At 50.2% G+C, this 12,707-nt stretch carries 8 protein-coding genes; 3 read left to right on the top strand and 5 right to left on the bottom strand.

Going from position 1 to position 12,707, the window contains the following annotated elements; genetic code table 11:
- The first annotated feature begins 147 nt into the window (after positions 1 to 147).
- The gene (locus AC6R03_RS13460) at positions 148 to 2,922 is read left to right on the top strand and encodes an insulinase family protein (RefSeq protein WP_500631873.1); all 2,775 of its coding nucleotides are present in this window, start codon (positions 148 to 150) and stop codon (positions 2,920 to 2,922) included.
- Here the strand turns inward: AC6R03_RS13460 and AC6R03_RS13455 are convergent.
- Positions 2,914 to 3,510 (bottom strand): VOC family protein, encoded by a 597-nt coding sequence (locus tag AC6R03_RS13455; RefSeq protein ID WP_500631872.1) that lies wholly within the window; start codon positions 3,508 to 3,510, stop codon positions 2,914 to 2,916. The genes AC6R03_RS13460 and AC6R03_RS13455 overlap by 9 nt on opposite strands.
- A 245-nt stretch (positions 3,511 to 3,755) precedes the next feature.
- Here AC6R03_RS13455 and argS point away from each other — a divergent pair, with 245 nt between their 5' ends.
- Positions 3,756 to 5,489 carry an arginine--tRNA ligase gene (argS, locus tag AC6R03_RS13450; protein WP_500631871.1) on the top strand — a complete coding sequence of 578 codons (1,734 nt, stop codon included), beginning with the start codon at positions 3,756 to 3,758 and terminating at the stop codon, positions 5,487 to 5,489.
- 91 nt (positions 5,490 to 5,580) lie between these two features.
- On the top strand, positions 5,581 to 6,009 hold the full coding sequence (locus tag AC6R03_RS13445) for an HIT family protein (RefSeq protein ID WP_500631870.1): 429 nt from the start codon (positions 5,581 to 5,583) through the stop codon (positions 6,007 to 6,009).
- Positions 6,010 to 6,039: 30 nt separating this feature from the next.
- Here the strand turns inward: AC6R03_RS13445 and AC6R03_RS13440 are convergent, their stop codons facing one another.
- From AC6R03_RS13440 to AC6R03_RS13425, 4 genes are all read right to left on the bottom strand, one after another.
- On the bottom strand, positions 6,040 to 6,270 hold the full coding sequence (locus AC6R03_RS13440; protein ID WP_500631869.1) for a FeoC-like transcriptional regulator: 231 nt from the start codon (positions 6,268 to 6,270) through the stop codon (positions 6,040 to 6,042).
- Entirely contained in the window at positions 6,267 to 8,543 is a 2,277-nt protein-coding gene (gene feoB / locus AC6R03_RS13435) for a Fe(2+) transporter permease subunit FeoB (protein WP_500631868.1), read from the bottom strand. The genes AC6R03_RS13440 and feoB overlap by 4 nt, the downstream gene beginning before the upstream one ends.
- A complete protein-coding gene (locus AC6R03_RS13430) occupies positions 8,540 to 8,770 on the bottom strand; it encodes a FeoA family protein (RefSeq protein WP_500631867.1) in 231 nt (76 codons plus the stop codon). Before AC6R03_RS13430 ends, feoB begins: the two co-directional genes overlap by 4 nt.
- Before the next feature lie 441 nt (positions 8,771 to 9,211).
- Positions 9,212 to 12,493, bottom strand: a complete 3,282-nt coding sequence (locus AC6R03_RS13425; RefSeq protein ID WP_500631866.1) for a helix-turn-helix domain-containing protein — start codon at positions 12,491 to 12,493, stop codon at positions 9,212 to 9,214.
- Between the last annotated feature and the right edge of the window lie 214 nt (positions 12,494 to 12,707).

Genomic DNA, 12,707 nt, shown 5'->3' with positions numbered 1-12,707 from the left:
GACGAGCGTTTTATAAAATCAATGACTTTTCTTAACGATATGGTTTGCAGACAGGCACATCGCGTTCATAATTGTTAAAAAGAACGACGACTATTTGCATTACCCTAATCGCCATTCACATCACTCGCCCACTTTTTGGAGAACATCGTGCACATTAGCCCAAATGATACCAATCAATACCATTATCTCGAGTTGGACAATGGCTTGAGGGTATTGTTGATTCACGATAAAAACGCACAGAAATCCGCTGCGGCATTGGCGGTGAATGTCGGTCACTTCGACGACCCTGAAGATCGTCAAGGGTTAGCCCATTACCTTGAGCACATGCTATTTCTCGGCACAGATAAATACCCTAAAGTGGGCGAGTTCCAAAGTTTTATTAGTCAACACGGCGGGTCAAATAACGCTTGGACGGGCACTGAACATACCTGCTTCTTTTTCGATGTCTCTCCCACGGCATTTGAATCTGGCCTAGATCGTTTTAGTCAGTTCTTCACCGCACCACTGTTTAACTCCGAAGCACTCGATAAAGAACGCCAAGCGGTCGACTCTGAATACAAACTGAAACTCAATGATGACTCGCGCCGACTGTACCAAGTCCACAAAGAGTTGGTGAATCCTGCTCACCCGTTTAGCAAGTTTTCAGTGGGTAATATCGACACCTTAGGCGACCGAGAAGGCCAATCGATCCGCGACGAAATCGTTGCCTTTCACCGTGATCACTACTCAGCGGATCTCATGACACTCACAGTGGTCGGCCCACAAACGTTGTCTCAACTTGAGGAATGGGTGCGAGAGAAATTCACCACAGTGCGCAATCAGCGCTTGGCGGGCAAGCAGATCGAGGCGCCCTACACTCATCCGGGTTCCACCGCTATCCGTGTTAATGTCGAACCGGTTAAAGATCTGCGAAAAATCATCCTCACCTTCCCCATGCCAAGCATGGATAGTCATTATCAAACCAAGCCTCTCTCTTATTTCGCTCATTTGCTTGGCTATGAAGGCGAAGGCAGCTTGATGTTGGCACTCAAAGACGCTGGGTGGATCACTTCGTTGTCCGCAGGGGGCGGCACCAGTGGCAGCAACTACCGCGAATTTACCGTCAGCTGCGCACTGACTCCAGAAGGGCTTGAGCACATTGATGAACTGGTTCAGGCGGTGTTTAGTTACCTGACCTTAATCAAAGCGCACGGTTTTGACGAATGGCGCTACATGGAAAAACGCGCCGTGTTGGAGTCAGCGTTTCGTTTTCAAGAGCCGACTCGCCCCCTCGATTTAGTCAGCCATTTGGTCGTCAACATGCAGCATTATCATGCGCAAGACATCGTCTACGGCGACTTTATGATGGCGGGCTACGATGAGGCTTTATTACGCGAATTGATGGGCTATTTCACGCCGCAGAACCTGCGCATCACCGTGATTGCCAAAAACTTGCCGTGTGACCAGCAAGCCAAATGGTACTTCACGCCCTACTCGGTTAAGCCACTCAGTGATGAACAGATGGCGTTCTATCACGCGCCATCAACGCTGACGTTTGCTCTGCCAGAGAAAAACCCGTTTATCGCCTACGATCTCGATCCTCAGCCTATTGCTGAGCATCAGCTTGTCCCTGAAATCCTTGAGAATTTGCCTGGATTTACTCTCTGGCACATGCAAGACAGCGAGTTTCGGGTGCCAAAAGGCGTTGTCTATGTGGCGATTGATAGCCCACATGCGGTCGCCAATCCGCGCAATATTGTCATGACGCGTCTGTGCGTGGAGATGTTTTTAGACTCGCTGGCCAAAGAGACCTACCAAGCTGAAATCGCTGGTCTTGGCTACAACATGTACGCACATCAAGGGGGCGTGACGCTCACCCTCTCCGGTTTTAGCCAGAAACAACCCGAGTTGATGGCGATGATCCTGAAACGATTTGCAGCGCGAGAGTTCAGTGCTCAACGTTTTGAGACCATCAAAGCGCAGTTGAAACGAAATTGGCAAAACTCGGCGCAAGATCGCCCTATATCGCAGTTGTTCAATGCACTAACAGGCATACTCCAACCCAATAACCCACCGTATGCGACGTTACTTGACGCGCTAGATACCATTAACGTCGACGAGCTAGCACGTTTTGTCGATGCTATTTTAGCCGAGTTGCACGTTGAGATGTTCGTCTATGGTGACTGGACCAAACGCGATGCGCTCGCCCTCGGTGAGACATTGAAACATGCGTTACGCGTTAAAAATCAGCAGTATGAAGAAGCATTGCGTCCATTGGTCATGCTTGGCGAAAACGGCACCTTCCAACGAGAAGTGCACTGCAACCAAGAAGACTCAGCGGTGGTGCTTTATTACCAATGCGAGGATTCCTCGCCAAGAAACATCGCCCTCTACTTGTTAGCAAACCATTTGATGTCGGCGACATTTTTCCATGAAATTCGCACCAAACAGCAACTGGGGTATATGGTGGGCACCGGCAATCTGCCCCTCAACAAACACCCCGGTATTGTGTTGTACGTACAGTCGCCCAATGCCGCTCCGATTGATTTAATTGCGTCGATTGACGAGTTCCTTAATGCTTTTTACATGGTATTGCTTGAACTGAACGAGTACCAATGGCACAGCAGTAAGAAAGGGCTTTGGAACCAAATCGCCACCCCAGACACCACATTGCGCGGCCGCGCGCAGCGTCTTTGGGTCGCGATTGGTAATAAAGACAAAGAGTTTAATCAGAAAGAAGTGGTACTGCGTGAACTTAAGAGCCTGACCAGAACGGACATGATTCGCTTCGTGGTCAATAAACTCAAACCGCGCACCGCCGATCGTTTGATCATGCACACTCAAGGCAACGCACACAGTGATGCCCCGCCGCTCAATTTAGGTCTAGAGATTGGATCTATCGAACAGTTCCAACTCCGACCTAAAGATGTCGAACTAGGCTAACTCAGACGCCACAATGGCCTTTAACGAATGGGGGTGGAGCTTGATGCACACCCCTTGATATTTAAAGGCGACCGTCGGGTTGCTGAGCCGCTCGCCCTCTCCTTTCGGACTCGACAATTTCACTTTCACTCCCATCTCATCCAGCTTCCCCCAATGCGCTTTCAATAGCGGAAAACGATGCTTGATCTCTTCAAGGTAAGCCTCGGCATCTTGTGCCTGTGAGGGAACCACAAATTCAACATGTTCCCAACTTTGCTCTGGATACACTTTTCCGGGCGCCGGATAAGGGAGCTCTAAGCACTCAATCGACCAGCCCAAGCTTTCAAGAGGTTGATGAAACTCAAGCACAACGATGGGACGGCCATTAATACGCGCTGTCGAGATTTCCTTACCCTCTTCACGCCAGGCCTGATGGGCAAGTTCAGCCAACGCATTGTCATTGATGCGCATTGCGATGTGATCCGCCTGGTAAGGACTCAAATCCAAATGCAGCAACTCGCTTAAATCGCGAATTTTATGCATGAAGTTATCCAAATTAGCTTTCATTTGCGCTGGCAACAGCGCTGCGTCTGACAGGGATTGAGCCATGGTTTTGCATCCAGTACGTTGAGATTGCGGCAATAGTAACAAGTTCGCGCTGAAAAGTAGAAAATTTCCCAATTAAGTCCCTATAAGCGCCGCGATAAAGTTGTTATTATGTGCGCCAATTTATGAACTAGATCGAGATATGCATTCACCCTATCCCCACGGATATTATGCGCAGCAAGATGCCCATCTGCTCGCCGAAATTGAATGCATACCCAACCAATTCCCGAGAATTGAAGGAAGCGCGAGTGAATATCCAAGCACTTATTAATGACAAAGTTTCTCAGGCTCTAGAAGCCGCTGGCGCACCTGCAGGCAGCCCTGCAGCGGTACGTCAATCTGCAAAACCACAGTTTGGTGACTACCAAGCGAACGGCGTTATGGGCGTCGCGAAAAAACTCGGCACCAACCCACGAGAATTTGCACAAAAAGTATTGGACGTACTAGACCTCGATGGCATCGCCAGCAAAACGGAAATCGCTGGCCCAGGTTTCATTAACATCTTCCTTGATGAAACCTTCCTTGCAAAACAAGCCGATGCAGCGCTTGCCGATGCGCGCCTTGGCGTGGCGGCTGAAGCACAGCAAACCATCGTCGCAGACTACTCAGCGCCAAACGTCGCCAAAGAGATGCACGTTGGTCACTTGCGCTCAACCATCATTGGTGACGCGGTGGTGCGCACACTGGAGTTTTTGGGCCACAAAGTGATTCGCGCTAACCACATCGGTGACTGGGGCACGCAATTTGGTATGTTGATTGCCAACCTAGAGCGCGTACAGAAAGAATCTGGCGAAGTGTCGATGGAACTGTCAGATCTTGAAGCCTTCTACCGCGAATCGAAAAAGCTCTACGACGAAGATGAAGCATTTGCAGAGAAAGCCCGTAACTACGTGGTCAAACTGCAAGGTGGTGACGAATACTGCGCAGAAATGTGGAAAAAACTGGTGGATGTCACCATGATCCAGAACCAGCGCAACTATGATCGCCTCAACGTTTCTTTGACGCGTGACGACGTCATGGGCGAAAGCATGTACAACGACATGCTGCCAGGCATCGTTGCCGATCTCAAAGAAAAAGGCTTGGCGCAAGAAGACGATGGCGCGCAGGTCGTCTTCCTTGACGAGTACAAGAACAAAGACGGTGAGCCTATGGGTGTCATCATCCAAAAACGCGATGGCGGCTTCCTCTACACCACAACAGACATTGCGTGTGCCAAATACCGCTATGAAACGCTAGGCGCTGATCGCGTGTTGTACTTTATCGACTCACGTCAGCATCAGCACCTAATGCAAGCGTGGACCATCGTTCGTAAGGCAGGTTACGTACCAGAAGAGGTTACCCTTGAGCACCACGCATTCGGTATGATGCTTGGCAAAGATGGTCGCCCATTCAAAACTCGCGCGGGCGGCACTGTGCGCCTTGCTGATCTGTTGGACGAAGCGCAAGAGCGTGCCATCAAACTGATCGAATCGAAAAACCCAGATCTTGATGCGCAAGAGAAAACCAACATCGCGACGACCGTAGCGATGGCAGCGGTGAAATACGCGGATCTCTCTAAGCACCGTACCACGGATTATGTGTTTGACTGGGACAACATGCTCGCATTTGAAGGCAATACAGCGCCGTACATGCAGTATGCCTACACGCGTGTTGCGTCGATCTTCGCCAAAGCGGAAATCGAAATGGACGCGTTGTCTGGTGAGATTAAAGTGACGGAAGAGAAAGAGAAAGCGCTGATCGCTAAGCTTCTGCAATTTGAAGAAGCAGTACAGTCAGTGGCTCGCGAAGGTCAACCTCATATCATGTGTAGCTACCTGTTTGAGTTAGCGGGTCAATTCTCTAGCTTCTACGAAGCATGCCCAATTTTGAGCAGCGAAGATGAGTCCATCAAGCAAAGCCGCTTAAAACTGGCGGCATTGACCGCGAAGACCATCAAACAAGGTCTTTCTCTGTTGGGTATCGATACCCTTGAGCGCATGTAATCGCGCCTAGCCTTGACCATTCAGGCGACGAAACGAAGGTTGGTGTGAAAGCATCAACCTTTTTGTTATCCATGGACTAAGGACCCTCACCATGAGTTTTGAACTTCATCCCCAGCTGGTTAAAGACACGACCTTACTTGGTCACTTCCCACTCTGTGTTGCACTGCTACACAAAGACAGTGCCGTGCCTTGGGTTATCTTGGTGCCCAAACGAGCGCAACTCAAAGAGCTGCACCATTTGCCGATGCAAGAACAGCAACAGTTTTTGCTGGAGTCACAAGCCGTGAGCCAAGCTCTGGAAGCCACCTTTCGACCTGATAAACTGAACCTTGGGGCGCTGGGCAACATGGTGCCGCAACTGCACATTCACCATATCGCTCGCTTTAAGGATGATGTGGCTTGGCCTGGCCCTGTTTGGGGCAATACGCCGGGTGAACATCGTAGCGACGAGGCACAAATTGAGATATCAACTCGCTTGAGCAATGTTCTGTCGCTTAGTCACTTGTTTACACGAGTTTGAACTTCTGTCGAGCACCACAGCAGCAGACGTCTACATGCTAGTGATGATAGCAATCTGGTCATTTCGGACGGACACATATCGTGTCCGAACCGTAATGTTGTGCTCATTGACATCATCTATCCTAGACAGTTTCCCTTTGCGTAACCATATCGCCAACATGGCATCAACCCCATCGAGCGACAATGAAAAACGCTTGGCAAGCTCCGCTTGGGTCACCGTACCACATTGATCAATGTAAGCTTTTAGCTCTGATACGATCATGCGGTTTGCACCTCTAGCGACGCTTGCTCTCGTCTTCCCGCCACTTTCAGAGCACGCCAAACGCCTGCACTGACAACGACAATCCCCGCAATCCACACGCTGCTACTCAGAGGATGATCGGTAAAATGCGCCACTTGGTAATACAAGGCCGCGCTGCCGTAGGCCAGCCCCATAGTCCATACGGCAATAAAGCGTGCGTATCGAGCGCCAAATTCACGCACATACGCTCCCATCGCCGCCACACACGGTGTATAGAGCAATATGAATACCAGATAGGCGAACGCTGCGTGAGAAGAAGCAAAATGCTGCTTTAAGTTACCGAAAATCGATGCGTCCACCGCTTGCTCTTCTGCCACCGCTTCGGTGTCGGATAAATCCCCCACAGAAATGCCCAACGGGTCGCTAAAGCTCAGGCCAATCAAGTTATCGCCGATCGAGGCAAACGCCTCTTCCATACTGGCTAATAAATCATACTCACTCTCTTCACCTTGCGCGGGCGCGTAGAGGTTATTCAAGGTTCCGACCACCGCTTCTTTAGCAAAAATGCCGGTGATGATGCCGACGGTTGCCGGCCAACTGTCCGCTTCAATACCGATGGGCTCAAATACCGGTGTGACCCACACCGCCGCTTGCGACAGCACCGAGTGCTCGCTGTCCTCATTCCCAAAACTGCCATCAGTACCGAGCGAGTTCATAAAACTCAAGATCGCGACAACCATGACAATGGTTTTCCCCGCGCCAAGCACAAAGCGTTTGAGCTTTTGCCAAGTTTTGATCAACACATTTTGTATCGTCGGTAGCTCATAATCCGGCATTTCCATCACTAAACTCTCACTCGAACCTGGATAGAGCGTGTGCTTAAGTACCCAACCCGTCAACACTGCGGCGACAATGCCAAGTAAGTAGAGGGCGAAGACAACGTTCTGCCCACTTTGCGGGAAGAAAGCGGCAGCAAACAGCGCGTAAACCGGTAGACGAGCCCCGCAGGACATAAACGGCGCCATTGAGGCAGCCAGCTTACGCTCTCGTTCTTGATCGAGCGTGCGCGTGGCCATAATGGAGGGTACGTTGCAGCCAAACCCAAGCACCAAAGGCACAAATGCTTTACCCGGTAAACCGAGTTTTTGCATCACCTTATCCAGCACAAACGCAGCGCGAGACATGTAGCCTGAACTTTCCAAAATGGCGAGAAACAGATACAAACACGCGATCACAGGAATAAAAGTGGCGACGGTTTGTATACCGCCACCAATGCCATCGGCAAGTAAAGTCACCAACCACACGGGCAGATGATCATCGAGCAAGTAGTGGCCGCCATCGACCAGCAAAGCGCCGACACCAATATCAAAGAAGTCGATAAATGCGCTGCCGATGTTGATGGAGAACATAAACATCAAATACATCACAACAAAGAAAAACGGCACGCCAACCCACTTGTTGAGAATGACGTTATCAACATTTTGTGTGAATGAATGGCTTAACACTCCCTGGGCTCGACGCACCTGTTGGCACAATTGGTGAAGATAGGTGTATTTGGTATCTGCCACCAGCAGATCAATATCCATCGTCAATTGACTCTGAGCCAGATGTACCTTTTCTCTTGACGCTTGAGTGAGTCCGTTGAGCACCAAGCGGTCACTTTCCAGCGCTCGGATCGCCAACGCACGCGGATTCACTTCAGCCTGACTCGACAAGGTCGATGAGAGCGAATCAATCGCCGCTTCAAACGCATCACCGTAATTCAAGCAAAATGCTTTCGGCGCAATGCCTTGCACTAAACGTTTATGGATATGCGCCTTAAACTGTTCAACGTCACTCTTTCGGTTGGCAGAGAGCGCCCAGACGGGGCAACCTAAAGCGCGTTCTAGCGCGTTGACGTCAATGGTTTGTCTGACTCGTTTTAGGGCGTCCATCTTATTGAGCACCACGATCATCGGTCGGCCGAGCTCGCGTAGCTGCAAAGTCATATAGAGGCTGCGTTCAAGACAGGTCGCGTCAACGACATTGATGATAAGATCCGCAGGATGAGTAAGCACTGCCCGGGAGGCAATAGACTCGTCTATGCTGTTGCCATCGTTCCCGCTATCAAGCGCGTAGATACCCGGCAGATCGGTTAAAGAGAAATCATCGCCGGCATGGTGAAAGCGGCCGGTCTTTTTCTCTACCGTCACGCCAGCCCAGTTACCCACTTGCTGACGCGCGCCCGTTAAGCCGTTAAACAAGGTCGTTTTGCCACTGTTTGGATTGCCGACAGTGAGAATTTGGTAATTCATGCGCGCACCTCCACATCAATCGAGTTGGCCATAGATTGACGAACGGCCAATGAGACACCGCGTACTTCAACTTGCAGTGGGTCTCCCATTGGTGCGACACGAATCAAGGTTACCGCCGTGTTAGGCAGAAGCCCCATGACCATGAGTTTCTTGCGTACTTCTTTTGACATCTGACCAAAGCCAATGATGGTCGCGGTTTGACCCGGAGAAAGCTGAGATAATTGCATAACAGACCAATCGATAGTGTAAATGAGAAATATTACTATTAGTTATTGAGATGATATCTCTCTCTACCCGGTCAGATATTGTCTGAAATCAATCTTTGCATTTTTGTCCTCGTCACTTTTGTTAATTTTCGCCTCGTCAATACCGTCAAAATGGGACACTTGTTCAGACCTTCCCCACATTCCACATGACATAAAATCATCAAAAACCCACATAAAGTAACTAAAATTCATATACTTAAAACGATTGACGCAATTCTTATAGTAAAATGGCGTTAATTTTATAAGTAAAATAAGTGCGGGTATTTATAGTGAACAGGTCGCTAGGGCACAGCCTGAAGTGACATTGAATTCCAGAGGTGGCGCAGCGCGCCACTCCGGCAGCAAGCGAAGGTGTCATTGACACCCGTGGTATAGTCCCCCCGGCTATACCACGTTATTTTTTTACTCTTCCCCCTGCCCTTCGACAAATTGAGTCGGCGACACTCCAAAGCGATATTTAAACCGTTGACTGAAATACGAGGGATCGTTAAAGCCACATTCAAACGCCACATCCGACACTTTTTCCCCCGCTAGCAAACGTCGACATGCATGATCGAGGCGTACTTCATTGAGATATTCGGTAAAAGTGGTGTGCTGATGGCTTTTTAAGCGGCGCTGAAGGCTGCGCTCTGAGACATAGAGCAATTGCGCCGCCTTTGATAAGCCAAAATCCGCCTCCGCATAGTGCGCTTCAACAATGGTTTTCAGTTTGGCGAACCAAGGGTCCCTCTCTTCTTGCACAGAGTGCGGCAGTTGCTTGACGGCTGAGCGCTCAGTGAAGTGATCGCTCACTGGCCACGTAAACTCCTGCATATTACGCTCTTTTGAGCAGTGAATCGTCACACTACCACCGCTCGCCTCAACCAACTGGCTCATTTTCATCAGGTAATCTTGGCCGAGGTCCGCATGGTCGATCGACTCCCCTTGATCTAGCACCGTCAAGGCAAGGCGCTCAACATTGTGGTCAATACGCATCATCACCGTCTGGTTGCGATAGCCGCGCTTAATGACATTATCAATCAGCACGTTAAGTATTTCGTCGAGGTTGAACGCATTTAGAGAGAGATAAACCGCTTGATCTTGTGGCCACTCAATATCCAAGCTCTGCCCTGATTTACGAATCTCTTCTTGCCAACCATCGATCGCCGCATGAAAAATGAGATTAAAGTGGTAAACCGGATCCGCCTCTTTATTCGCTTCGCGGGAAAAAATCGATAACGCGAGCTCTTGACTGAGCCTATCGACCACTGGTTTAAACTCCGCACTGTTGTATGGCGGCATCGTCAACTTACTCTGTAAACTCGCCACAGAGTGGGCGTAAATAAGACGCCGAATGTGAAGTTGTTTCCTTAACTGGACATTATTCGCCAATAGCACTCGGCTTTGGTGTTCAAGCTGGTGGGTTTTCAGTTCCACTTGCGCTTTAAGCGCTCGGTTTGCTTTGGCCATTAGCCGCGATCGCCAATACACTATCCAGACGATACACGCACAGAGCAACACCACGGCCGCCCCTATCGAGCTGTGCTCTAAGTACCAAGGCTTATTAACGAGAAATTGAAAGCGGTCTTCCTGACCGGTGCGTCGGCCGTTGTGTGTCACTCTCACGCTCAATTGATGCAAGCCGGGTAGCAAGTGTTCGATGGTCAGCGTCACCCCCTCCAACACTTGCCATTCAGGCTCGTTATCTAAACGATACTCAATCTGCGCGCCACTCAACTGAGGCATCACACCAAATTGGAAGGAGAGTGACTCGCCAAACTCTGTGGTTAGTCTTCTATCCGGTGAATGGCCCAAAGCGACCCGTTCCTGACCAACGTTCACTTGACTGACTACGACGCGACCAGATGGGAGCGCTTGATTTGCTAAACGCTCAGTATCCACTGTCATCAAATGATGGCTTGAGCCCATCAGCAAGGTGTGTTCGCGGCCAGATTTAGCGCCGCAAAGCCCAGTGACAAACTCATTATTCCTCAGCCCTAAAGGCTCGCCGTAGTGCTCCTTGAGCGCCCCCGCCAATGTGTATTGCGACAGCCCTGCAGATGTCGTTAGCCAGATACCTTGCTCATTACTCATCAAGCATTTTGGCGAGATATGGCCTTCAATCAACGCTAGCGATTCGGTGATCCCTGTCGCCGTATCAACACGATAGAGCCCGTATTGACCGGCCACCCAAAGCTCATCATCTGCCACCTCAATAATGTGGCTCACGCCGCCGTATTGGCTGCTGTCATCAACAAACTTAATCACACCACGCTCGAGCAAATAGAGTCCATGATCGGTGCCGATCAGCAAACGCTCACCGGCCGATTTGAGATACGTCAGTTGCGCTGGGAGGTACTGCGTTAACATCCAATCCGAGACAAAATCACGGAACACTGCGCGCTCGGGATCATAGCGCCATAACTGCTGGTCACTGGCCCCCCAGATGTGGCCCTGACTGTCAACTTCAAGATACTTGGCAACCGGTGCATTCGATACCAGTTGTGGCTCAGCAAGGCGACTGGGTGGTAAGGTGATCACGCCATTGGGGGTCGCTAGCCACAAGGTCTCTTGATGCTCCATCACATCACTAACAGCGCCTTGATACACTAATGTCCTCTGCCCTCTATCTGTAAGGTCCAGTTGATAGAGCCCGAGTGTCGTTAAGAGCCAATACCCTTGACGCTGCGCCATTGGCTCCAACATTAGGGGTTGCTCTCGCTCCGTTCCTTCGCTGAGCAATTGCGGATTAAAGCGCTGGAAATTGGGAGAGAACAAGGAGTAATAGCGCACGCCCTTATCGGTTGCCAACCAAATACCGCCCGCTTCATCGTTGACGATGGAGTAGATACGCTCTCCATAAAGCGGGTGCCCAGCCAAACGCTGGGAGCCAAGACGGCGTTCAGCACCATCGTTATGGGAGTAAATAATCAAGCCGTGTTCAGTGCCAATCCAATACGCGTCATCTGTTTCTGCCAAGCTCAGCACGTGCGAACCCGGAATGTCGGCGACCATTTGAGTAGGACGATGGATATTAAACACCAGCGCTCCCGACAAGGTCCCAACCACAATTTCGCCTCGCTTCGCGGAGTAATGGAACTTTTCAATGTAATGCTGCTGCGAAAGTGGCACGTGTTCGAAATGACGTCGGTCGGAGACGTAGGCGCCCGCATTGGTGGCGAGCACCCATTTGGAGACGACAAATTGCGCATCATTGATGATGATGGTTGAGGATTGGGTAAACTGATACAACTCCATCAAAGAGAGCGTATCGAGTTCACCACTGGGGATATGGTAGGTGTAAAAATAGCGTTCATCGGCCAACCAAATGTAATCTCCCGACGCGCCGATGGAATGAATATCAGTGCCAGGAGTGAGGCTCAACACCAGTTCGCGCTCCTGATTTGGCAGCGTTCGATAGATTTCATTGCGAAAGAAAGACCAAAATGCATGGTCAGCGTACGCCACTTTATCGACATCATGCGTCAGCGCCGAGCCGACGTTCGGCGCCACGTTTTGACCGTCAAAAAAGAGGATTTGGGCTCGAACATCTTGCAGCCACAAACCGCCGCCCTCAGCAAGAAACAACTGTTTGGCGGCAAAGACCTTACCCTGACTTTGACTGGGTAGAGAATAAAAGACCTCTGGAGAGGCCACTACAACGTGTGCGCTCAAGCACAGCCAGAAAGCGATGAGTTGAGTCATCAGTTTTGATAAAGGGACGACGCGCAAAATACACCTGTTGCTATCAGTGACGCGCAGCGACAAGAGTCGCTGCGCAGTTATTTTGAGTCGATAATTATCTAACAACGCTTGGTCATTACAAGGTGTTTGCGTCTCACTTATCACATTCTTTGTGGCAAATCGTTGTGACCGAAAGCAAAAAGGGAGACACGTCGTCTCCCTTTTCCCTCGCTTC

It is taken from the genome of Vibrio sp. R10-SG-ISO4 (assembly GCF_059834135.1).
The sequence above is the reverse complement of the archived record's forward strand: the minus strand, read 5'-3'. Positions and strand labels throughout refer to the sequence as shown.